The sequence below is a fragment of the Microbulbifer hainanensis genome (genome assembly GCF_014904735.1).
GTDB classification, from domain to species: Bacteria; Pseudomonadota; Gammaproteobacteria; order Pseudomonadales; family Cellvibrionaceae; genus Microbulbifer; species Microbulbifer hainanensis.
Map to the genome: position 1 here is coordinate 27,407 of NZ_JACZCR010000050.1, position 23,825 is coordinate 51,231.

Genomic DNA, 23,825 nt, shown 5'->3' on the forward strand with positions numbered 1-23,825 from the left:
AGCCACCTAATCTGCGGCATAGCCCTGCGGATTCTGCGACTGCCAGCGCCAGGTGTCCGCCACCATCCGCTCCAGGCCGTACTCGGCTTTCCAGCCCAACTCGCGCTCGGCCTCCGCCGGGTCGGCGTAGCACTCGGCGATATCGCCGGGACGGCGCGGGACTATGCTGTACGGCACCGGACGACCGCTGGCCTGCTCGAATGCGCGCACAATTTCCAGTACCGAACTGCCGCGACCGGTCCCCAAGTTATAGGTGTAGCAGCCGTCCGCAGTGCCATCCCGGCGCAACTTTTCCAGTGCCGCCAGATGGCCGCGCGCCAGATCCACGACGTGGATGTAATCCCGCACACCGGTACCATCCACGGTTTCATAGTCATCGCCAAATACCTGTAACTGCGGCAGGCGTCCGACGGCCACCTGAGCTACATAGGGCAGCAGGTTATTCGGGATACCGCGCGGGTCTTCACCAATGGTGCCACTTTCGTGGGCGCCAATCGGATTGAAGTAGCGCAGCAGGCTCACCTTCCATCGGCTGTCCGGCGCCGCGCACAGATCACGCAAGATATTTTCCACCATCAGTTTGCTGGCGCCATAGGGGTTGGTCGCACCCGTGGGGAAATCTTCGCGGATCGGCACACTGGCCGGATCGCCATATACGGTGGCGGAAGAACTGAAGATCAATTGGCGCACGCCGAACTCTTCCATGACCTGGCAGAGGGTCAATGTACCGGCAACATTGTTCTGGTAATAACGCAAAGGCTGCGCTACTGACTCACCCACGGCCTTCAGACCGGCAAAATGGATCACCGCCTCGATGTCATAACGGGAAAAAATTTCCCGCAGCTTTTCCGCATCAGCGACGTCCACCTGGTGGAAGGGCACCTGGCGCCCGGCGATGGCTTCCACTCGGTGCAGCGAGGCCTCGCTGCTGTTGACGAGATTGTCGACGACGACGGGCTCCAGACCCGCCTCCAGTAGTTCAACACAGGTGTGACTGCCGATATAACCGGCGCCGCCGGTCACCAGGATCGCCATAGCAAATTCCTTTCCGGATTCTTTTCAGTGCAAAGTAAGGCGGCCTAGTAGAGCGCAAAACCGCCGCGCAATTCAACCGCTATATTGGCGCCGCAATCGACGCCGCAACCTAGGGGAAAGCTATGCTGAAAAGGCGGGAGCGGATTTCACTCCAGTTTTCGCGTGGCAGGGAGGGTACCCGAAGCCACTGGTAATAAAGATAGTATTTCGCGCACAGGCGCACTTCAGCACCGCGCAGTCCACCGAACGGACGCGTAGCCAGGCCGTCAGCCAGACGGGTTAGCAGTACACAATGACGCCGCTCATTGTGATTTATCCAGCGCAACGGCCGGGACACTGGAGGCGTCCGACACGCTACAGGGAGCTGTACATCATGACGATATTCAATCACTACCTGGAGAGATACGAATCGATCCAGGAAGAAGAGCTCAGCATCCAAGAGTACCTGGAGCTGTGCAAGAAAGACCGCAGTGCCTACGCCTCACCGGCCGAGCGCATGCTGATGGCCATCGGTGAAGCGGAACTGATAGACACCTCCCGCGATCCGCGCCTGTCGCGGATCTTTTCCAACAAGGTGATCAAGCGTTACAAGGCATTCAGTGAGTTCTACGGCATGGAGGAAGCGATCGAGCAGATCGTCTCCTTCTTCCGCCACGCGGCCCAGGGTCTGGAAGAGAAGAAACAGATCCTCTATCTGCTGGGACCGGTCGGCGGCGGCAAGTCCTCCCTGGCCGAGCGCCTCAAGGCACTGATGGAAAAAATCCCGATCTATGCCATCAAGGGTTCGCCAGTTTTCGAATCGCCCTTGAGCCTGTTCTCACCGACAGAAGACGGCCAGATCCTTGAGGAGGATTACGGCATTCCGCGGCGCTATGTGAATACCATCATGTCGCCCTGGGCGATGAAACGGCTGCATGAATTCAAGGGCGATATCAGCCAGTTCCGCGTGGTCAAGGTCCGCCCATCGATCCTGGACCAGGTTGCCATCTCCAAAACCGAACCGGGCGACGAAAACAACCAGGACATTTCCTCACTGGTGGGCAAGATCGATATCCGCAAGCTGGAGGACTTCCCCCAGAACGACCCGGACGCCTACAGTTTTTCCGGCAGCCTGTGCCGGGCCAACCAGGGCCTGATGGAATTCGTGGAGATGTTCAAGGCACCGATCAAGGTGCTGCACCCGTTGCTGACTGCCACTCAGGAGGGCAACTACAACAGCACCGAGGGCCTCGGCTCCATTCCGTTCAACGGCACCATCCTGGCGCACTCCAATGAGTCCGAGTGGCAGACCTTCCGCAATAACCGCAACAACGAGGCCTTCCTCGACCGCATCTATATCGTCAAGGTGCCCTACTGTGTACGGGTGCTGGAAGAGATCAAGATCTACCAGAAGCTGCTGGAAAACAGCTCGCTGTCCAAGGCACCCTGCGCGCCGGATACGCTGCGCATGCTGGCGCAGTTCTCAGTACTGTCACGGATAAAGAATCCGGATAATTCCAGCCTCTTTTCGAAAATGCGCATCTACGATGGCGAGAACCTGAAGGATACGGACCCGAAAGCGAAGACCATCCAGGAATACCGCGACAACGCCGGCGTGGATGAGGGCATGAACGGCCTTTCCACCCGCTTCGCGTTCAAGATCCTTTCCAAGGTGTTCAACTTCGATGCCACAGAGGTGGCGGCCAACCCGGTGCACCTGCTCTACGTGCTGGAGCAGCAGATAGAACAGGAACAGTTCCCGCCGGAAATTCAGGAAAACTATCTCGGCTTTATTAAGGAATACCTGGCCCCCCGCTATGTGGAATTCATCGGCAAGGAAATCCAGACCGCCTACCTGGAATCCTACGCCGAATACGGCCAGAATCTGTTTGACCGCTATGTCACCTACGCCGACTTCTGGATTCAGGACCAGGAATACCGGGATCCGGAAACTGGAGAGATTCTCGATCGCGGCGCCCTTAACGAGGAATTAGAGAAGACCGAGAAGCCCGCAGGCATTTCCAACCCGAAGGACTTCCGCAACGAGATCGTCAATTTCGTACTGCGCGCCCGTGCCAACAACCAGGGCAAAAACCCCGACTGGCGCTCCTATGAAAAACTGCGCGCAGTGATCGAGAAAAAGATGTTCTCCAATACAGAGGATCTGCTTCCAGTCATTTCCTTCAACACCAAGGCATCCGCGGACGACAAGAAGAAACACGCCGACTTCGTCGCCCGCATGGTGGAGCGCGGCTATACCGAAAAGCAGGTTCGCCTGCTTTCAGAGTGGTACCTGCGTGTTCGCAAGTCGCAGTAACACGGGAATGGATTCGCAGGGATAACGACTCGGCATGTGATGGAAAAGTAACGGATCCGGGACTGATTGATGTCCGCAGGCGAGGAGAACCGAAAGCATGGCAAGGACACTGTGCAATAGGAAAACCCGCCGGCACCCGGATTCACTCACGTCGATTCGAAGGGGTCGGCGCGTCGCATCACGGCTTGAGTCAGAGGCAGTAATATGAGCTACATCATCGACCGCCGACTGAACGGCAAGAAGAAGAGCACGGTCAACCGGCAGCGTTTTTTGCGGCGCTATAAGGCCCACATCAAGAAGGCGGTGGGCGAGGCGATGAACAGTCGTTCCATCACCGATATGGACAAGGGGGAACGCATCAGCATTCCCACCCGCGATATCGGCGAACCCATCTTCTCTCACGGTGCCGGCGGACACGTCGAACGCGTACTGCCCGGCAACAGGGAGTTCGTCACCGGCGACCGCATCCCGCGTCAGGGACAACAGGGCGGCAGTGGCGGGGGCGGCAGCGGCGCCAGCGACAGTGGTGAAGGCGCAGACGATTTCGTGTTCCAGATTTCACAGGAAGAGTTTCTCGACTTCATGTTCGAGGGCCTGCAACTCCCCAACATGATCAAGCGCCGGCTGGCCGGCAACGAGTCCTTCCAGGTGGTGCGTGCGGGCATCTGCAACGAGGGCACCCCCGGGCGCCTCAATGTGATCCGCTCCATGCGTGCCGCCAACGCGCGCCGCATCGCCCTGACCAGCAGTAAGCGCCGTAATATCCGCGCGATGGAGGCGGAACTCGAGCAGGAGGAAAACAAGGATCCCGCGTTGCGCGACCAGCGCAGGATCGACGCCCTGCGCGACAACATCGCCGATGTGCGCAACCGGATTGCGCGGGTGCCCTACCTCGATGATTTCGACCTGAAGTACAACCTGCTGCTGCGCCAGCCGCGGCCGAGATCCCGTGCGGTGATGTTCTGTCTGATGGATGTCTCCGGTTCCATGAACCAGGCCACCAAGGATATGGCCAAGCGCTTCTTCCTGCTGCTCTACCTGTTCCTGCAGCGGAGCTATGAGTACACGGAAGTCGTGTTCATCCGCCACCACACCAGCGCCAAGGAAGTCGACGAAGAAGAGTTTTTCTATTCCCGCGAAACCGGTGGCACCATCGTGTCCAGCGCGCTCAAACTGATGCGCCGGATCATGCGCGAACGCTACCCGGCCAGCGAGTGGAATATCTACGGCGCCCAGGCGTCCGACGGAGACAACTGGAACGACGACTCCAGCACCTGTCACAAGATCCTGATCGACGACATCATGCCCCACGTGCAGTACTACTCCTACGTGGAAATCACCCCGCGCGACCACCAGGCACTGTGGGAGGAGTACGAGAGCGTGCGCGCCGCCTTCCCCGACCACTTCGCCATGGAACAGATCGTCGACGTGCAGGATATCTATCCGGTATTCCGTCAATTGTTCAGCCAGAAGGTGGCCGCCTGATGCTCGATTCCTACACCACAGGCCCGGGCGACCCGACGCCGTCCGACGGCGAGGCCCGCGTCCCCATTTCCACCACCTCCGAGTGGACCTTTGAGCTGATCCAGGAATACGATCGCGAAATCGGTGCCCTGGCGGAAGAGTTCGGGCTCGACACCTACCCGAACCAGATCGAGGTCATCAGCTCCGAACAGATGATGGATGCCTATTCGTCAGTAGGCATGCCGGTCGGATATAACCACTGGTCCTTCGGCAAGCAGTTCATCAGCGTGGAGAGCAACTACCAGCGCGGCCTGATGGGACTGGCCTACGAGATCGTTATCAATTCGAATCCCTGCATCGCCTACCTGATGGAAGAAAACACCATGACGATGCAGGCGCTGGTAATCGCCCACGCCAGTTATGGCCACAACTCCTTCTTCAAGGGCAATTACCTGTTCCGCAGCTGGACCGACGCCAGCAGCATCATCGACTACCTGATCTTTGCCAAGAACTACATCGCCCGCTGCGAAGAGCGCCACGGCCTCGACGAAGTGGAAGCCATTCTGGACTCCTGCCATGCGCTGATGAATTACGGGGTCGACCGCTACAAGCGGCCCTACCCCATCTCCGCCGTGGAAGAGGAACGCCGCCAGCAGGAGCGGGAGGAATACCGCCAGCGCCAGCTCAACGATCTGTGGCGCACCATCCCCAAACTCGGCGAAGGGGAAGCGGAAAAGTCGGTCAGGCGCTTTCCCGAGGAACCGCAGGAAAACATTCTTTATTTTATCGAGAAGAATGCGCCGCTACTGGAAAACTGGCAGCGGGAGCTGGTGCGCATCGTGCGCAAGCTGGCCCAGTACTTTTATCCACAGCGCCAAACCCAGGTAATGAATGAGGGCTGGGCAACCTTCTGGCACTACACGCTGCTGAGTGAACTGTACAAGCGCGGTAAGGTGACAGAAGGCTTCATGATGGAGTTCCTGCAGAGCCACACCAATGTGATTTACCAGCCGTCATACGACAGCCCCCACTACAGCGGTATCAACCCCTACACACTGGGCTTCAGTATTTTCAGCGACCTGCGCCGTATCTGTGAAAACCCCACCGACGAGGACCGCCAGTGGTTTCCGGACATCGCCGGCAGCAATTGGAAGGAAACCCTGCAATTTGCAATGCGGGACTTCAAGGACGAGAGCTTTATTCTGCAGTTCCTGTCGCCCAAGGTCATGCGCGAATTGCGGCTTTTCAGCGTGAGTGACAACGACCGCGAAAATGAGATCACCATCGGTGCCATCCACGACGAGGACGGCTATCGGCAACTGCGCGCCAACCTGGCCGGGCAATACAATCTCGGCAATCGCGAACCCAATATCCAGGTGTATTCGGTGGATACCCGCGGCGACCGCTCAATGACACTGCACCACACCCAGCACCGCCGCCGCCCGCTGGGCAAGGAAACCAACGAGGTCATGCGCCACCTGCACCGGCTATGGGGTTTCGACGTGCACCTCCACAGCCTCAATGGTGACGAAATCACCGCCAGCTTCCACTGCCCGGAAGTCGGGCGCGACCGCGCCGAAGGCGAGGAAGAGTCGATGCTGGTACCCAAGCCAATCTGACCCTTCCGCCAATTCGGCAGTAACCTACATTTCCAGTAGCAATTTGGCCTTCGCTGACAGCTCCGTGCGGTCGCCCGCCTGGAGCACCAGTGCGTCAGCCCCGCCATCCAACCAGCGCTGCTGATCGCGCTCGCCTGCCGGCGCCACTACCAGAATGCGGACATTGGCGTACTCGCTGCGCGAGCGCAGGTGATCCAGGATCTGGAAGCCATTGACGCCAGCCAGGTTCGCATCCAGTACCAGCAACGCGGGCTTGCAGCCGGCGATCAGGGTGCCGGCGATAAAGCTGTCACTGGCCACATCGACTTCACAGCCCACCTGCTGCAGGGCCTGGCGGCCACCGGCAGTCAGTTCCGGATCGCTGGCCAACATCAGCACCTTGCGGCTGGCAGCGGCCAGCTCATTGGGTACCGGCATGGCGTTGTCGCGCAAAAAGCCGACGAAATCCTCTACGCAGATACGGTGATCACCGCGCCCCGGGAGCTTGTAAGCCTTGAGTTGTCCCCGCTCAATCCAGCGAATTACTGTGCGGAAATTGACCCCACAATATCTCGCAGCCTCCCCGGTGGTGAGCACATGCAGTTCGTTCATCTTATTATTCCCCCAAACATCCTGCGGTTACTCTGGCAGATACTTTCGAAGTCCGTTTTCTCGCACGGAGCGGCTGAACACCGCCGCCCTATACGGATATATCCTGTCTTTTCGAAGTACCCTTATCAATTATGCTGTTCAAACTAGCAAAACCAGCCTGAAATCCGGCCTTTTCAAAGTATTAACGAAGAAGCAACAAACCTCCTCAAAAAAACATCGAATGATATAGTTGACAGGTAAGTCAGGTTACATAGAATGGTCACATTGAATGGCGAATGGATATTCCCAACGCGAATACCCTAAGACCCTGGGCCCCCTTGTATTTTCGGGGCCTTTTTTTTATCTTGCCGAAACGCCTGTTTTACCTTCCCCACTACCGCATCTGATCTCCAGTGAGCGGCGCCGGAATTAACGGACTTATGGCAGTGCTACGCTCAAACCGGCAAGCCCATCCCTATCGTGCGGGGATGACCCCGTGAAGACCTACCTCGTCGGCGGCGCTGTCCGCGACAACCTCCTCGGACGCCCCGTGCACGAGCGCGACTGGGTAGTCGTCGGCGCCAATGAAGCCCAGATGCAACAGCTCGGTTTCAGCCCGGTCGGCAAGGACTTTCCCGTTTTCCTGCACCCACAGACCAGTGAGGAGTACGCACTCGCGCGCACCGAGCGCAAGAGCGGACACGGCTATGGCGGCTTTACCGTACACGCCAGCCCCGATGTCACCCTGGAGCAGGATCTGCTGCGCCGCGACCTCACCATCAACGCCATGGCGGAGGATGAAAACGGCGAGCTGATCGACCCCTACGGCGGCCGCGCCGACCTGGATGCAAGGCTGCTGCGCCACGTATCACCTGCATTTGCCGAAGATCCACTGCGAATCCTGCGCGTCGCCCGCTTTGCGGCCCGCTACCACCATCTCGGATTCTCCATCGCCGACGAAACGATGGCGCTGATGAAACAGATGGTGGACGCCGGGGAGGTGGAACACCTGGTTGCGGAACGCGTGTGGAAGGAAGTCAGCCGCGCGCTGACAGAACCGGACCCCGATATTTTCATCCGCGTGCTGCGCCAGTGCGGCGCCTTGAAGGTTCTACTGCCGGAAGTCGACGCCCTGTTCGGCGTGCCGCAACCCGCCAAGTACCACCCGGAAATCGATACCGGCGAACACGTGCTGCTGGCCCTGCGCGCCGCGCCGGCGGATTTGCCCGTACGCTTCGCAACGCTGCTGCACGACTTGGGCAAGGGCGTGACACCGGAAGAAATCCTGCCCAGCCATCGCGGCCACGAGGTCGCCGGCCTGCCGCTGGTCCGCGAAGTCTGCCGGCGCTGGCGCGCCCCCAAGCAGCTGACCGCGCTCGCCACCGGCGTGTGCGAATACCACCTGCACAGCCACAAGGCGTTCGAGCTGCGCCCACAGACCCTGATGAAAGTACTGCGCGCCCTCGATGCACTGCGGCGTCCGGAGCGATTCGAACAATTCCTGCAGTCCTGTGAAGCCGACGCCCGCGGCCGCACCGGCCTGGAAGACCGGGAATATCCGCAGGTCGGTTACCTGCGTGCGGTGCGCGCGGCGGCGGCCGCCGTCACCGCCGACAAACTGATTGCACAGGGATACGAGGGCGCCGAACTGGGCAAGGCCCTCGACCGCGCCCGCATTCAGGCCATTGCCGCAGTGAAGAAAAATTACCCCGAGAGCGACGACGATGCGTAATGCCCTGATCACCGGCGCCGCCGCCCGCCTCGGCCGCGCCATTGCCCGCGAACTGCACCGCGATCACCGCGTCATCATTCACTACCGCAGCTCCGCCACTGCTGCCGAGCAACTTGCCGATGAACTGAACCGGCTCCGACCGGACTCCGCCATCACGCTGCAGAGCGACTTGTCGTCGGCAGCCGAGTGCGAACAACTGGCGCAGCGCGCAACCGCCCATTGGGGCGGCATCGAAGTGCTGGTGAACAACGCCTCCGCTTTCTACCCGACACCAATTGGCAGCGCCGACGAGAAAGACTGGGATGAACTGTTTGGCAGCAACCTGAAAGCCCCCTTCTTCCTCAGCCAGGCGCTGGCGCCGAGCCTGGCCCGCGACAACGGCAGTATCATCAATATGGTGGACATACACGCCGAACGGCCCATGCCACAGCACACCCTCTATTGCGCCGCCAAGGCGGGACTGGTGATGCTGACCAAGAGCCTGGCTCTGGAACTGGCACCCAATGTGCGGGTGAACGCGGTAGCCCCCGGCGCGATATTGTGGCCGGAACAGGAAGACGTCGACAGCGACACCCGCGCCAGGATTCTCAACCGCATTCCGCTGGCGCGCACCGGCAGCGAAAGCGATATCGCGCGCACCGTGCGCTTCCTGGCGGATCCCTCCTATATCAACGGCCAGGTCATCGCCGTGGACGGCGGGCGAAACCTCAATATCTGACCGCCGGCGGCTCCCCGCCACCAAACTTCTCCAACAGCCAATGCCTGACGTCGACAACCGCGGAACTGAGCGAGGCGCTGCGGCTGTGGGCGAGATAGAGATGGCGGCGCGCCGGAATGGCGACATCAAATAGCGCAACCAGCTGACCGGCTCTCAGTGCCGGCCCGCTCAGCACCAAATCCGTCAGCCAGATTCCCAGGCCGCCCAGCGCCGCCTGGTGCGAAAGGGTGGCCTGGTCAAACGACAGTTGGTCGCGTGGCTCACCATGCAGGCCGGCCCGCTCGATCAACCGACGCCAATCCTGGTGCAGGTGATCGTGAATCAGGGTGCAGCCCTCGAGATCTCCACGAAGGAGCCCCGGGTACTGCTGCAGATAGGCCGGGCTACAGGCGGCAAATACTTCGAGATTCGCGAGGCAGGTGCAGTTCAGGCGCGGATCCGCCTCCGGCAGGAAGCGGACCGCCAGATCGTGGTCACTGCCGTCCAGCGGCGACAGCATCGACGACGCGTGTACCTGCAGTTCGATATCCGGATGATCGCGACGGAATTCTGCCAGTCGTGGCCCGAAGCTGATCATGGCGAAGCTCGGCGGCAGCGTGATACGCACCGTGCGCGAACGGTTGATGCGCTGCATCGACTGGCTGACATCGAGCAGCTCCGACAGCAGCGGATTGATACGCCGGTAGAAAGTACTGCCCGCCTCGGTCAGTTCCACCTGGCGCGCGTTGCGCACAAACAGGTGCAGGCCCAACCACTCCTCCAGTGTTTTGATCTGCTGGCTGATCGCCCCCGGGGTAACCGCGAGCTCGTCCGCCGCGCGCTTGAAACTGGCGTGACCGGCGGCACAGCAGAAATAGTGCAGCGCTTTGAGGGGCGGCTGGCTCATGATTTAGTTTTTCTATTGCAAAGTGTCAGTAAAAGTCGTTTGTAGGAACTTTCCCGGCCACAGAGAATAGAGAAATTCCCCCTCAATGCAAAAGGAAGTCACCGATGTATCCCCCTCGTCTGACCGCACCGGCCTGGATCACCATCGCCGCTGGTTCATGCCTGCTGATGCTGGCATTTGGATTTCGCGCCAGCTTCGGGCTCTTTGTCGGCCCCATCTCCGACGCCAACCACTGGGGTCGCGACCTGATTGGCCTGGCGCTGGCCATCCAGAACCTGGCCTGGGGACTGGTCGCCGTGCTCGCTGGCGGGCTGGCGGATCGCTTCGGCAATCCGCGCGTGCTGGTGGCCGGCGCCGTGCTGTATGCCCTCGGCCTGTGGATGACTTCAGGGGTGGATTCGGTCTGGTCACTGCAGATGGGCGCGGGTCTTCTGGTGGGCGCCGGCATCGCCGGTACCGGCTTCGGCATCGTGCTGCCACTGATGGCGAGGGCAGTTAGCGAAGACGACCGCCAATGGGTACTGGGCGTCGGCACCGCAGCCGGCTCCCTCGGGCAGTTCCTGATCGCACCGCTCGCGCAGCAGTTTATCCACTGGTTTGGCTGGAGTGGCGCCCTGAATGTGATGGCACTGATGGCGCTGGGCATGACCCTGCTGGTGATGCCACTGGCGAAGAAGGCGAAACCCGCGCCGGGTGCAGCCGCTGCGGACAGCGAACCTTTCGCCGCGGTAATCGGCCGCGCCCGCAGTCACGCGTCCTACTGGATGCTGACCCTCGGCTTTTTTGTGTGCGGCTTCCACCTGGCTTTCATCACCGTGCATTTCCCGGGCTATCTCACCGACAACGGCTTTGATCCAGACGTGGCCGCCTGGTCCATCGCGCTGATCGGCCTGTGCAACGTGGTCGGGGCCATGGTGTCCGGCTATGTCTCCGGGCGCGTCTCGATGAAGCGACTGCTGATGTTTATTTACATCGCCCGCGGTGTCGTCACGGTCGGGCTGCTGCTCTTGCCGCTATCGCTCACCTCGGTACTCACCTTCAGCTGCCTGACCGGCTTCCTGTGGCTGGCGACGGTGCCGCCCACCACAGGCCTCGTCGCCACCATGTTCGGCACCCGCTATATGGCCACCCTTTACGGCGTGGTATTTCTCGGCCATCAGCTGGGCAGCTTTACCGGTGTCTGGCTGGGGGGCTGGATCTATGAGCGCACGGGTAACTACGACGCAGTCTGGTGGAGCGGCGTGGCGCTCAGCCTGGTGGCGGTGGCACTGCACTGGCGGATTCGCGAAACGCGGGTGCAGGCACTGCAGCCGGCCACGGCCTGAACCTGGCAGGGGAGGCAATCCGCAGAATATTGCAGCGGCGCGGGAACCCGCCCGGCCGCGGGAAAAGCGGAAATGGTTTAGCCAGCCTGCTCCAGCGGCTGGCCATTTTCATCCACAAACAGGACATCCCGAATCGTCAGCGTCTCGCCCGCTGCGTTCTGCACAACCACCGGCGCGATCGCCTCGCCGGTGGCACCTTCCACCAGCTGCATTTCATCCTTGTTGCCGTTCCAGCGCTCGCTCCACTGGCGCAGGGCCACGACGACCGTGAACAGGTCGCGCCCCTTGTCGGTCAGGCGGTACTCATAACGGGTGCCGTGCTCGCCGACGTTGACGCGGGTCATCACGCCGTTATCCACCAGGCGGGACAGGCGGTCACAGAGAATGTTCTTGGCAATGCCCAGGCTGTTCTGGAAATCCACATAGCGCCGGGTACCCAGCATGGCCTGCTTGATCACCAGAAGGGACCACCAGTCACCCACCTCATTGAGCGCGCAGGCCACGGAACAGCCCAGATCATCAAATCGTTTACGTGTCATGGGAGCAGTATAAGCGAAAGAGGTTGCATTAAAAAACCAAATCAAGTTTCATAACGCAACCACATTTACCGGGTCAGTCATTCGGCTGACCTGAAAGTGCTGTTTACTGAAGAGATTCGGGAGAGTGATATGAGTGGTTCCCTGGACAGCCTGCTGCGTCCGTTCGAGCATAAATCCCTGAAACTGCGTAATCGTGTGGCCATGGCCCCGATGACGCGCACCTTTTCCCCCGGCTATGTCGCCAATGACCAGGTGGCGGGTTACTACCGCCGCCGCGCCGAGGGCGAAGTCGGCCTGATCATTACCGAGGGCACCTTTGTCGGGCACCAGGCCGCCAACGGCTACGAGAATGTGCCGGCCATATTCGGCAACGAAGCCATGGCGGGCTGGAAGAAGGTGGTGGACGAAGTGCACGCTGCCGGTGGCCAGATCATCCCGCAGCTGTGGCATGTAGGCTCCGTGCGCAAGGAAGGTATCGGGCCGGACAAATCCGTACCGGGACACTCCCCGTCGGGTCTGTTCAAGCCGGGCAAACCGAATGGTCACGCCATGACCAAAGCCGATATCCAGGACGTCGTACGCGCCTTCGCCGACTCGGCCAAAGCGGCCAAGGAAGCCGGCTTCGACGGTGTCGAAATCCACGGTGCCCACGGCTACCTGATCGACCAGTTTTTCTGGGAAGGCACCAACCAGCGCGACGACGAATACGGCGGCTCCATCGAGAACCGCGGCCGCTTTGCGGTGGAAATCGTCGAGGCGGTGCGCGATGCGGTGGGCGAGGATTTCGCCATTGTGCTGCGCTACTCCCAGTGGAAGCAGCAGGACTACAAGGCCAGGCTGGCACAAACCCCGGAAGAGCTGCAGCGTTTCCTCGCGCCACTGGTCGACGCCGGCGTCGATATTTTCCACGCGTCCACAAGACGCTTCTGGGTGCCGGAATTTGAAAACTCCGACCTCAACCTGGCCGGGTGGACCAAGGAGCTGACTGGCAAGCCGGTCATTTCCGTCGGCAGCGTGGGCCTCGACGATGACTTTATCGGTGGCAACGACCAGGGCATGGGTGGCACAGCCAACCCGACCGGACTGGATGAGCTGTCCCGCCGCATGGACAACAACGAGTTCGACCTGATCGCCGTTGGACGCGCCCTGCTACAGGATCCGAACTGGCTAGTGAAAATGCGCGACGGTCGCGACAATGAAATCGTGCCGTTTACCAAGGAAGCGCTGACCAGCCTGAGCTGACGCGACGGAAATCGCGGACACAAAAAAGCGGCCGAATTCGGCCGCTTTTTTGTTGGGTGACTTTTCCTTCTAGTGTCCCGGCCAGTCAAACGGCACCGGCCAGAGCTTTTGCGAAGTCTGATCGTATTCTTCCCACAATTCCCGGTAAGACTTGCCCACCAACGGGTGAATGGCGTTCGGCACCAGTTCCGCCAGCGGCAGCAGCACGAACGCATTCTTGAGGATTTCGCCCCGCGGCAGTTTTACACCGTCGACGGTACCGGTCAGCGCATCGTAGGTGAGGATATCGATATCCAGGGTCCGCGCGCTGAATTTGGGCCCGGCACGCAGGCGGCCGTTGGCATCCTCGATTTCGCGCAGGCCCAGCGCCAGGCGCCCCACCGGCAGTTCGGTATGGATACCCACCACCAGGTTGTAGAAGTTGTCGCCGTCGAAACCGACCGCCTCGCTTTCAAATACACGCGAAACGTCCAGTCCGCCAAACCGCTTGGCCAGCGCGTCGAGACCGGCGCGGATATGCCGCTCGCGATCGATATTGCTGCCGAGACTGAGAAAAACTCTGGCCACTGTCACACTCCCGCAGCGGCGCCGCTGGCCGGACGCTCGCCGCGCTCAATCATCACCCCCACATCGCGGGATCCGCGCACTGCACCGGGCTTCGACAGGCGCAGGCGCAGCCAGCTCACATTGAATTCATCGCGCACGATGGCCGCCGCCTGTTCCGCCATGGTTTCCACCAGCAGGAACTCGCTGCCCTCGATAAAGGCGATCAACCGCTTGGCCACGGCCTTGTAGTTGAGGGTGTACTCGATATTGTCGGTGCGCGCGGCCTCGGCAATATTGAAAGCCATTTCGAGATCGAGACTGACGGTCTGGCGCACCTCGCGCTCCCAGTCGTAGATACCGATGATGGTATCCACCTTCAAATCCCGTATATAAACGATATCCATCCGCTAACTCTTGCCAAATTTGTTCGAAACGCGGAGCTCTGAGAGGCCAACCTGCCAGGCGCAGCAGCCTCTCAGAGCTCCGTCATCGGCCAGCGCGGCCGCACTTCTATATCCAGGTCCGCGCGCTGCCCCGCCTGCAGGCGCAGGCAACCGGCGTAGGCGATCATCGCACCGTTGTCGGTGCAGAATTCGTGGCGCGGATAGAAGACGCTGGCGCCGTCTTTGACCAGCGCCGCCTCCAGCCGCTCGCGCAGCAGTTTGTTCGCCGAGACTCCGCCGGCAATCACCAGCGTCTTGTGACCCGACGCCTTGATGGCGCGGCGACATTTGATCACCAGCGTGTCGACCACCGCCTCCTGGAAAGCCGCGGCGATATCCGCGCAGGTCTGCTCGTCCGGCAGGCCGTCTTCCAGCGCGTGCGCGCGCACCGTGGTCAGGGTGTAGGTCTTGAGACCGGAAAAACTGAAATCCAGCCCCGGCCGGTCGGTCATCGGCCGCGGAAAGGTAAAGCGTTGCGGATCGCCCCGCTCCGCCAGGGCCGCAAGGCGCGGGCCGCCCGGGTAGTCCAGGTCCAGCATCTTGGCCGCCTTGTCGAAGGCCTCGCCGGCGGCATCGTCGAGGGATTCCCCCATCAGGGCGTAATCCCCGAGGCCGCGCACATCGACCAGCTGGGTATGGCCGCCGGATACGAGCAGCGCCACAAACGGGAAGGCCGGAGGCTTTTCCTCCAGCATCGGGGCCAGCAGGTGTCCCTCCATATGGTGAACGGCCACAGCCGGCAGATTCCAGCCGTAGGCCAGCGCGCGGCCGGCGCAGGCGCCGACCATCAGCGCACCAACAAGGCCCGGGCCCGCGGTATAGGCTATGCCGTCCAGATCCGCCGGCTCGGTAGCGCTGTCGCGCATGACCTGGCGCACCAGCGGCAGCAGCTTGCGCACATGATCGCGACTGGCCAGTTCCGGCACCACGCCGCCGTAATCGGCGTGCAAATCCACCTGACTGAACAGGGCGTGACCGAGCAGCCCTTTTTCGGTGTCGTAGATCGCGACGCCGGTTTCATCGCAGGAAGTTTCGATTCCCAGAACTCGCACTTGTACTCTCTATTACGGACTGGCCTGAAGGGCCGCTATCATACCTGAAAAGAGGCTTGCGATCGCAGGTCCGAGTGTTTAGAATTTGCGCCCTCGCTGTGAACCGGCCACCGGATTGCAACTGCGAGAGCAATTGCCGGATAGGCCGAGAGAAACGAATTACAGGTAAACCAATGCCATCAGTACGACTGAAAGACAACGAACCATTTGATATCGCCCTGCGTCGCTTCAAGCGCTCTTGTGAGAAAGCCGGTGTACTGTCTGAAGTACGTCGTCGCGAATTCTACGAGAAGCCGACTGCTGTGCGTAAGCGCAAGGCTGCTGCCGCTGTTAAGCGTCACGCGAAGAAGCTGCAGCGCGAAAACCGCAAGTTCCAGCGCCTGTACTAAGCAGTCGCCGGACGGGCTCAGGGCCCGTAGCGGATTTCAAAAACGGCGTGCGAGCTGAACTCGCGCGCCGTTTTTTATTGTGTTTCGCCCCCTGCCAGCCCCGCCGCGCCGCTTACCGCAGCGAAAATCGGCCAACTGACCGCATCTCGCCCCGGCGATACCGCCGGTCGAGCCGATTTTTGTTTGCGCCGCAAAGCGCTATTCTTGCCCTTCGCTTTCAGGTATCCGCCCCGAGAAGTGGGCCCTCCACACCTGACACGCCAGATTAACTCCAAGCGGAACACACGGAATAAGACCATGAGCACCCTCAAGGAAACCCTGTCCCAGGCCACTAAAGACGCCATGAGAGCCCGCGCCAAAGAGCGCCTGGCCACCCTGCGCCTGATCAATGCGGAAATCAAACGCGTGGAAGTGGACGAGCGCATTGAGCTGGACGACGCCCGCATCCTGGCCCTGCTGGACAAGATGACCAAACAGCGCCGCGACTCCATCGCCCAGTACGAGAAAGCCGGCCGCGCCGAGCTGGCCGCCGTGGAACAGGCCGAAATCGACGTGATCCAGGAATTCCTCCCGGAACAGCTGTCGGAAGCGGAGATCGCCGAAATTGTCGCCGCCGCGGTAAAGGACACTGGAGCCAGCAGCATGGCCGACATGGGCAAAGTCATGGCCCAGGTCAAACCGCAGGTGCAGGGCCGCGCGGACATGGGCGCCGTCAGTAAACTGGTTAAAGCGCAATTCAGCTGACGGCTGACGCGCTAGCGAGACCCTATGGCCGGCAAGATTCCACAGCACTTTATCGACGATCTGCTCGCACGGGCGGATATTGTCGAAGTGGTCGACAGCCGGGTGAAGCTGCGCAAGACCGGGAAAAACTATTCCGCTTGCTGCCCGTTTCACGATGAAAAAACGCCGTCTTTCACGGTAAGCCCGGACAAGCAGTTCTACTACTGCTTCGGCTGCGGGGCCAACGGCAATGCCGTCGGCTTCCTGATGGAGTACGACCGCCTGCCCTTCCCCGAGGCGGTGGAAAAGCTGGCCGGCTCCCTCGGGCTCGAAGTCCCGCGCGAACAACTGGCCCCGGGCCAGGAGAAGCGCCAGCGCGAGAGCCAGTCCCTCTACCAGCTCACCGACAAGGCGGCGGATTTCTACCGCCAGCAGCTGCGCGCGCACCCCGCCGCCGGTCGTGCCATTACCTACCTGAAGCAGCGCGGCCTGTCCGGCGAAATCGCCCGGGACTTCGCTATCGGCCTGGCGCCGCCCGGCTGGGACAACCTGCTCAACGCCCTCGGCGACACCGCACAGAAGGCCGACCAGCTGGAACAGGCCGGTCTAGCCATCCGCCGCCAGGACAGCGACGGCAACACCAAGCCCGGACAGCGGCATCACTACGACCGCTTCCGCAACCGCATCATGTTCCCGATCCGCGACCAGCGCGGCCGCACCATCGCCTTCGGCGGACGAGTGCTCGGGGACGAGAAGCCCAAATACCTGAACTCGCCGGAAACCCCGATCTTCCACAAGGGCCGCGAACTCTACGGCCTGTGGGAGGCCCGCCAGGCCAACCGCGAGCTGAAGCGGCTGATCGTGGTGGAGGGCTATATGGATGTGGTGGCGCTGGCGCAGTTCGGCATCCGCTGCGCCGTCGCCACCCTCGGCACCGCCTGCGGCGAGGACCACATCCTGCTGGCCTTCCGCCACACCGCGGAACTGGTGTTCTGTTTCGACGGCGACCAGGCCGGCCGCACCGCTGCGCGCCGCGCACTGGAAGCCGCATTGCCACAGATGCAGGATGGCCGCAGCCTGCGCTTCCTGCTGCTGCCCGAGGGCGAAGACCCGGACACGCTAGTGCGCCAGGTGGGTGGCGAGCGCTTCGAGCAGATGCTCGACGAGCAGGCCCGGCCGCTCGAGGACTTCCTCTTCGACCTGCTCGGCGAGGGCATCAACCTGCAGACCATGGACGGCCGCGCGCGGCTGTCGAAACTGGCGGCGCCACTGCTCGACCGCCTGCCCGACGGGGTATTCCGCCAGCTGATGTTCCAGCAACTGGCGGCGCGCACCGGTCTCGACAAGGAGACCCTGCAGGAAGTCATCAGCGCGGAAAAAGCCCGGGCGCGAGCGGCAGCCCCGGCACCGCCCCCCGCGACGACCAAACCCGCGCCATCGAAACCGGAGTCGCCGCCGGAGTTTGCGTCCCCGGCCGCGGATTTCGGCGACCCCGGCGACTACAACGATTACGGCGATATGCCGCCGCCCGCGGAATACGAACCGTTCGAGGCGCAGCCGCCGAGCAGCGGCATCCCCGTACGCCGCAGCGGTCAGTACCGCCTGCCGGCAGAGCGCATGCTGATCGCCCTGCTGCTGCACCACCCGCAGCTGGCGCAGCAGATTGACGACAGCGGCCGATTCCGCGACAGCGGGGATGCGGATCTGCAACTTTTTGCCGACCTGGTAGACCTGCTGCAAAAGCGCCCGGACTACAATCTGAATCAGCTCCTCGGATACTGGCGTGCCCACCACGGCGCGGACTCCTGCGACACGCTGGCCAAGCTCGCCGCCTCGCAGCTGGTCAGCGGTGTACGGCAGCTTGCCCAGGGCGATACCCAGCTGGAATACGACCCAGCGGCCGAGTTCAACGACTGCCTGCAGCGCCTGGAAAACGCGGCCCGCAAGGCCCGCAACCGCGGCCTGCTGGACCAGCTGCGCAGTGACAACGGGCAATTGACCCCGGAACAGCGCGCCCTGCTCGCCAACTGGCAGCGCAAAGAGGATTGAGACGCCAATTTACGGCACTCGCTAGTGGTACCGAACGTGCCACCAACCGCGAAATCGCTGCGTATCTGTATATGCGCGGCAGGATTTCGCCACCGAAATCCGCCGGGCCGGGACGCCCCGGGCAGGTTTCGGACCAAGATCGCCGGTGCAGGCCTTGAAAACCCGAGAGCCAGCACCATATCCAGTCACCCCGGACGGGATCGGGAACCGAGCACATTGAACACCGCACTCATAGGTCGCTTGACAGCCAGAGTGGTTATTGCTATCGCAAATACGCTATAATCCCGCGTCTTTGTCCCGTATTTTCTCCTTACTTTTCAGGGTTGTGCATGACCGACAAAACCCAACAGCAGACTACTTCACGCATCAAGGAATTGATTGCCCGCGGTAAAGAACAGGGCTATCTGACCTATGCGGAAGTGAATGACCACCTGCCGGAGGACATCTCCGATCCCGATCAGGTGGAAGACATCATTGGCATGATCAATGACATGGGTATCAAGGTGTTCGAAAGCGCACCGGATGCCGAAGAGTTGTTGATGGCCGAGGGCGATAGCTCCGCCGATGAAATTGCCGCCGCCGAAGCTGCCGCCGCCCTGGCCGCGGTAGAGTCCGACGTGGGCCGCACCACCGATCCGGTACGCATGTATATGCGCGAAATGGGCACCGTTGAGCTGCTCACGCGCGAGGGCGAAATCGCCATTGCCAAACGTATCGAAGAGGGCCTGCGTGAACTGATGGCCGCCCTGGCCTACTGGCCCGGCGCCGTACAGCAGATCATCGAAGAATATCACCTGATCGAAAAAGAAGAGCGCCGCATTCCCGACGTGATTGCCGGCTGGCTCGATCCGGCCGACGAGGTTCCCCCGGGCGCCCAGACCGGCCAGGACAACGCCGCCGCGAAATCCGACAAGGACAAGGACGACGCTTCCGACTCAGATTCCGACGATGACAGCGATGACGACGATTCCGATTCCGAGGAGGAAGAGGAAAACGTCGGCGGTATCGATCCGGAAGAGCTCGCCGAGCGCATGAGAGCGCTGATCGCCGCGCAGAAGAAAGCCGACGCTGCAATCAAGAAGCACGGCCGCGACTCCAAGCAGGCCGGTGAGGCAATGGAAGCCGTCGCCGACGTGTTCCGCTTCTTCAAGCTGGCACCGCGCCAGTTCGATCCGCTGTACAACGAGGTGCGCAGCATTCTCGACGAAGTCCGCTCCCAGGAGCGCACCGTCATGAACCTGTGTATCCGTCGTGCTCGGATGCCGCGCAAGACCTTTATCAAGGAATTCCCCGGCAACGAAGTCAACGAAGAGTGGATCCCGGCGATCGTCAAGAAGAAGCGCGACTACTCCGACGCCCTGCGCCAGGTTGCCGAAGATATCATCCGCGCCCAGCGCAAACTGGCCCAGTGCCAGGAACGCGCCGGCCTGGATATCGGCCAGATCAAAGAGATCAACCGCCGCATGTCCATCGGTGAGGCCCGTTCCCGCCGCGCCAAGAAGGAAATGGTCGAGGCCAACCTGCGCCTGGTAATTTCCATCGCCAAGAAGTACACCAACCGCGGCCTGCAGTTCCTGGACCTGATCCAGGAGGGCAACATCGGCCTGATGAAGGCGGTGGACAAGTTCGAATACCGCCGTGGCTACAAGTTCTCCACTTACGCCACCTGGTGGATTCGCCAGGCGATCACCCGCTCCATTGCCGACCAGGCGCGGACCATCCGTATCCCGGTGCACATGATTGAGACCATCAACAAGCTCAATCGTATCAGCCGCCAGATGCTGCAGGAGATGGGCCGCGAGCCGACGCCGGAAGAGCTGGGCGAGCGCATGGAAATGCCGGAAGACAAGGTGCGCAAGGTACTGAAAATCGCCAAGGAGCCCATTTCCATGGAAACTCCGATCGGCGACGACGAAGACTCCCATCTGGGCGACTTCATCGAAGACCAGAACCAGTCTTCTCCGGTGGACACCGCCACCCAGACCGGCCTGCACGACGCGACCCGCTCTGTGCTGTCCGGCCTGACTGCGCGCGAGGCCAAGGTGCTGCGCATGCGTTTCGGCATCGACATGAACACCGACCACACGCTGGAAGAGGTGGGCAAGCAGTTCGATGTGACCCGCGAGCGTATCCGCCAGATCGAAGCCAAGGCGCTGCGCAAACTGCGTCACCCGTCGCGCTCCGAGCACCTGCGGAGCTTCCTCGACGAGTAACTGAAAAAGCCCGGCTCTGCCGGGCTTTTTTTATGACATTTTATTGACACTCCACCGCTTAGAATCCGCTGTAGTACCTTAAATGATGGTGCGGAACTCAACCTGAACAATGGGTCGCAAAAAACCAGCCATGCAAGACGAATTCGTCAACAAACCCGGCAAGACGGGCATCTCCCGACTGATCGACGCCACCAACTATTCCCGCGAAGGGCTGCTCGCCACCTGGCGCAACGAAGCCGCCTTCCGCCAGGAAGTGACCCTGGCCATATTCCTGATTCCGTTCGCAATCTGGTTCGGCCAGACGGGCGTCGAACGCGCGCTGCTGGTCGGCGCCACGCTGCTGGTCATGATCGTGGAATTGCTCAACAGCGCCGTGGAAGCGGTGGTCGATCGCGTCGGGCCGGAAAAGCACCCGCTGTCGAAAATCGCCAAGGACACCGGATCCGCTGCTGTGTCCCTCGCCCTGCTGCTGTGGCTGTTTACCTGGGGCTGCATTCTGCTGCCGCGCTGGGTTAGCTGATCCCCGACTGACGCCACCCGCAATACGATCCGCCGGCGATCCTTTTCGCCGGCGCGGTTCCCACCGCTATTTCGCGCCACAGCCTCTCCCCCCGGCACTGCTCACAAATCACTCGTCTAGACTTTTCCCACTCGATACAAACGTACCAATAAACCAGGGAAAGGTTTATGCCAGATTTACGCGCAGGGCGGGCGCTGGTTCGCGGTGCCGGCCTGATGTTAGCCGCCGCCTTTTCCTGTCCCCAGGTTGTATTCGCCAACTGCAGCAGCAACTTCCCCACCAGTGATAGCAGCATCCTCTGCACCGGCAGCGACACCAGCGGCGTAAGCGCCCCCGCAGCGCAAAATGTCAGTATCACCATCGATTCCGACGCCACCATCACCACCAGCGATACCCCGGCTATCCAGCTGGGCGCCGGCGCCAATGTAAAAAATTTCGGCACACTCAGTTCCGGCGTGACCTTTACCGTGCAGCTCTCCGATGGCAATGACCAGCTGCTCAACAACGGGACAATCTCCGGCGCAGTCCACCTCGGCAACGGCGACAACCGCATCGAGCTCGACGGCGGCCGTATCGGCACCTATCTGATCAGCGGCAACGGCGACGACGTATTGGAATGGCGCGGCGGTTTTGTCGGCAACAGTATCCAGCTGGGTGACGGCGACGACAGCGCCACCCTGAGCAGTGCCACCGGTGCCGGCGGCGCCTTTGTGAACGCCGGCTACGGCAACGACAGCCTGGTGTTCGTGCACCAGCAGTTCAGCGACACCACCGCCTTCTACAACTGGGAAAATATCCGCCTCAGCGAGGAAAGCCTGCTCACCCTCAACAACAGTTTCACCCTGGGCGGTGAAGATGCGCTGCCCACCCAACTGGTCATCGATAACGGCAGCCAGCTGCTGGTACCGGAATTCAATGTCGCCGTGGAGACGCTCGCCGGCCAGGCACTGCGACTGGAAAACAACGGCATCATCGATCTGCGCGGCACCACGGCAAACCAGCTGACTATCCGCGGCGATTACACCGGCCGCGGCCGTATCTATCTGGACGCGGAGCTCGGTGGTGACGACAGCCTCGCAGATCGCCTGGTGATCGACGGCGGTCGCGCCAGTGGCAGCACCGAGCTGGTGATCAGCGCCTTCGACGGACGTGACCAGTCCACCGAGCGTGGAATTCTCGTGGTGGAAACCCGCAATGGCGGCAACACCGACGCCGGCGCCTTCTATATGGCGGAACCCGTCTCGTCCGGCCCCTACGACTACTACCTGTTTCGCGGTTCCGACGCTTCGGATGACACGGACAACTGGTACCTCCGCTCGAACCTGCTGCCGGGCAGCGCGCCGCCCTCCACCGAGCCCGTGGCCGCGACCACTACATTGCTGTCGACGACGGATACCGCCGCACCACAGGCACAAGCGCAGGCCCAGGCACTGGCAGCGGTGCCCGCAGACGGCAAACCGATCCCGCTGTATCGCCCGGAAATCCCCCTCTACTCCCAGTTGAAGAGCCTCGCCCAGCAGTTGTCGATCCAGCAGATCAGCAGCTACCAGCAGAGCCGCGGCGAACAGCGCAATGCCAGCAGCGGCACCTACAACGGCTGGCTGCGGATCTATCACCGCCCAGTCCAGCTGAACTGGGGCGGAGACATGGATACCAGTTTCGACGGTTACATGAGCGGCCTGCAGCTGAACGGCAATCTCTACGCCGGCCCCACCTGCCACGGCAGCCAGGAACTGGGCCTGTTCGCCGGCAGCAGTATCGCCCGCGGCGATGTCACCGGCCTGGCCCGCGGCGTGCCCGATTACCGCGCCGGCACCAACAGCATCGACAGTCATTACATCGGGCTCTATTTCAGCGATTACCGCAACGACCAAAGTTATCTCGACCTGCTGTTCAAGGTCGCCTTCGTCTCCGCGAAGAGCAGCTCCTCCCGTGGTATCGACACCAGCACCAGCGGCCCGCAATTGAGCCTGTCGATCGAAAAGGGCTTCACCCTGCCGGTCAGTGAGTACTTCCACCTGGAACCCCAGCTGCAGACCACCGCCAACTACACCAACCTCGGCGGTATCGACGACGGTGTCAGCTGGGTGGAACTGGACATGACCCCGGAACTGAGCTTCCGCGCCGGCCTTCGCGCCTACAACACTCGGGGCGACAACCAGTACTACCTGTTCGGCAATCTCTGGCACACCTGGCACGGCCACGACGAACTGCTGTTCGACAACCGCCTGTTCCTGGAAAACCAGCGCCGCGCCACCTGGGGCGAAGTGGGCGCCGGCATGGACCTGCTGCAGCTCGGCGCCGGCAGCCTGTACTTCAATCTAAGCTACCAGCAGTCCCTCGACTACCTCGACTGGCGCGGCGCCAGCGGCAATCTGGGTTTCAACCTGAGCTGGTAACGGGTGACGGGAAACGCCGGCATACCCGGCAAAAGGCGTTGATTTGCAAGGGAAAATCGAGTACT

20 protein-coding genes are annotated in these 23,825 nt (G+C 61.4%); 13 read left to right on the forward strand and 7 right to left on the reverse strand.

Features of this window, described 5'->3' with window-relative positions; all coding sequences use genetic code 11:
- Positions 1-6 precede the first annotated feature (6 nt).
- Complete coding sequence (gene galE, locus IG168_RS18570; RefSeq protein WP_193166107.1) at positions 7-1,035, reverse strand: UDP-glucose 4-epimerase GalE; 1,029 nt, start codon at positions 1,033-1,035, stop codon at positions 7-9.
- 373 nt (positions 1,036-1,408) lie between these two features.
- Between galE and IG168_RS18575 the strand changes: the two genes are divergently transcribed.
- The 3 genes from IG168_RS18575 (at position 1,409) to IG168_RS18585 (ending at position 6,414) form a co-directional block, all read left to right on the forward strand.
- The gene (locus tag IG168_RS18575; RefSeq protein ID WP_193166108.1) at positions 1,409-3,331 is read left to right on the forward strand and encodes a PrkA family serine protein kinase; all 1,923 of its coding nucleotides are present in this window, start codon (positions 1,409-1,411) and stop codon (positions 3,329-3,331) included.
- Between the two features lie 204 nt (positions 3,332-3,535).
- Complete coding sequence (locus IG168_RS18580) at positions 3,536-4,816, forward strand: YeaH/YhbH family protein (RefSeq protein ID WP_193166109.1); 1,281 nt, start codon at positions 3,536-3,538, stop codon at positions 4,814-4,816.
- Positions 4,816-6,414 (forward strand): SpoVR family protein, encoded by a 1,599-nt coding sequence (locus IG168_RS18585; RefSeq protein WP_193166110.1) that lies wholly within the window; start codon positions 4,816-4,818, stop codon positions 6,412-6,414. Before IG168_RS18580 ends, IG168_RS18585 begins: the two co-directional genes overlap by 1 nt.
- 24 nt (positions 6,415-6,438) lie before the next feature.
- Here IG168_RS18585 and IG168_RS18590 read toward each other — a convergent pair whose 3' ends face one another.
- Positions 6,439-7,005: a helix-turn-helix domain-containing protein gene (locus IG168_RS18590; RefSeq protein WP_193166111.1), complete on the reverse strand. Its 567-nt coding sequence runs from the start codon at positions 7,003-7,005 to the stop codon at positions 6,439-6,441.
- Positions 7,006-7,480: 475 nt separating this feature from the next.
- Between IG168_RS18590 and IG168_RS18595 the strand changes: the two genes are divergently transcribed.
- Together IG168_RS18595 and IG168_RS18600 are read left to right on the forward strand one after the other, a co-directional pair.
- A complete protein-coding gene (locus IG168_RS18595) occupies positions 7,481-8,716 on the forward strand; it encodes a multifunctional CCA addition/repair protein (protein WP_193166112.1) in 1,236 nt (411 codons plus the stop codon).
- Positions 8,709-9,434, forward strand: a complete 726-nt coding sequence (locus IG168_RS18600; RefSeq protein ID WP_193166113.1) for a pteridine reductase — start codon at positions 8,709-8,711, stop codon at positions 9,432-9,434. Before IG168_RS18595 ends, IG168_RS18600 begins: the two co-directional genes overlap by 8 nt.
- Here IG168_RS18600 and IG168_RS18605 read toward each other — a convergent pair.
- Positions 9,424-10,320: a LysR substrate-binding domain-containing protein gene (locus IG168_RS18605; RefSeq protein ID WP_193166114.1), complete on the reverse strand. Its 897-nt coding sequence runs from the start codon at positions 10,318-10,320 to the stop codon at positions 9,424-9,426. The two genes, IG168_RS18600 and IG168_RS18605, sit on opposite strands and share 11 nt — an antisense overlap.
- Before the next feature lie 104 nt (positions 10,321-10,424).
- Between IG168_RS18605 and IG168_RS18610 the strand changes: the two genes are divergently transcribed.
- Positions 10,425-11,645, forward strand: coding sequence for an MFS transporter (locus IG168_RS18610; RefSeq protein ID WP_193166115.1), 1,221 nt, complete (start codon positions 10,425-10,427; stop codon positions 11,643-11,645).
- Positions 11,646-11,722: 77 nt separating this feature from the next.
- On the opposite strand, the gene IG168_RS18615 is transcribed toward IG168_RS18610, so the two are convergent.
- Positions 11,723-12,184, reverse strand: a complete 462-nt coding sequence (locus IG168_RS18615) for a winged helix-turn-helix transcriptional regulator (RefSeq protein ID WP_193166116.1) — start codon at positions 12,182-12,184, stop codon at positions 11,723-11,725.
- Positions 12,185-12,313: 129 nt separating this feature from the next.
- Between IG168_RS18615 and IG168_RS18620 the strand changes: the two genes are divergently transcribed.
- On the forward strand, positions 12,314-13,426 hold the full coding sequence (locus tag IG168_RS18620) for an NADH:flavin oxidoreductase (protein WP_193166117.1): 1,113 nt from the start codon (positions 12,314-12,316) through the stop codon (positions 13,424-13,426).
- Between the two features lie 69 nt (positions 13,427-13,495).
- Here IG168_RS18620 and folK read toward each other — a convergent pair whose 3' ends face one another.
- The 3 genes from folK to tsaD form a co-directional block, all read right to left on the reverse strand.
- A complete protein-coding gene (folK, locus tag IG168_RS18625) occupies positions 13,496-13,993 on the reverse strand; it encodes a 2-amino-4-hydroxy-6-hydroxymethyldihydropteridine diphosphokinase (RefSeq protein ID WP_193166118.1) in 498 nt (165 codons plus the stop codon).
- A 2-nt stretch (positions 13,994-13,995) separates the two neighbouring features.
- Complete coding sequence (folB, locus tag IG168_RS18630; protein WP_193166119.1) at positions 13,996-14,376, reverse strand: dihydroneopterin aldolase; 381 nt, start codon at positions 14,374-14,376, stop codon at positions 13,996-13,998.
- 71 nt (positions 14,377-14,447) lie between these two features.
- Positions 14,448-15,467 (reverse strand): tRNA (adenosine(37)-N6)-threonylcarbamoyltransferase complex transferase subunit TsaD, encoded by a 1,020-nt coding sequence (gene tsaD / locus IG168_RS18635; protein ID WP_193166120.1) that lies wholly within the window; start codon positions 15,465-15,467, stop codon positions 14,448-14,450.
- A 173-nt stretch (positions 15,468-15,640) separates the two neighbouring features.
- Between tsaD and rpsU the strand changes: the two genes are divergently transcribed.
- The 6 genes from rpsU (at position 15,641) to IG168_RS18665 (ending at position 23,760) form a co-directional block, all read left to right on the forward strand.
- Positions 15,641-15,856 (forward strand): 30S ribosomal protein S21, encoded by a 216-nt coding sequence (gene rpsU / locus IG168_RS18640; protein ID WP_183461320.1) that lies wholly within the window; start codon positions 15,641-15,643, stop codon positions 15,854-15,856.
- 297 nt (positions 15,857-16,153) lie between these two features.
- Positions 16,154-16,600, forward strand: a complete 447-nt coding sequence (locus tag IG168_RS18645; protein WP_193166121.1) for a GatB/YqeY domain-containing protein — start codon at positions 16,154-16,156, stop codon at positions 16,598-16,600.
- Positions 16,601-16,624: 24 nt separating this feature from the next.
- Positions 16,625-18,628 (forward strand): DNA primase, encoded by a 2,004-nt coding sequence (gene dnaG / locus IG168_RS18650; protein WP_193166122.1) that lies wholly within the window; start codon positions 16,625-16,627, stop codon positions 18,626-18,628.
- A gap of 329 nt (positions 18,629-18,957) precedes the next feature.
- Complete coding sequence (gene rpoD / locus IG168_RS18655) at positions 18,958-20,841, forward strand: RNA polymerase sigma factor RpoD (protein WP_193166123.1); 1,884 nt, start codon at positions 18,958-18,960, stop codon at positions 20,839-20,841.
- A gap of 130 nt (positions 20,842-20,971) precedes the next feature.
- A complete protein-coding gene (locus IG168_RS18660) occupies positions 20,972-21,361 on the forward strand; it encodes a diacylglycerol kinase (RefSeq protein ID WP_193166124.1) in 390 nt (129 codons plus the stop codon).
- Positions 21,362-21,528: 167 nt separating this feature from the next.
- Positions 21,529-23,760: an autotransporter family protein gene (locus IG168_RS18665; RefSeq protein WP_193166125.1), complete on the forward strand. Its 2,232-nt coding sequence runs from the start codon at positions 21,529-21,531 to the stop codon at positions 23,758-23,760.
- Positions 23,761-23,825: the final 65 nt, after the last annotated feature.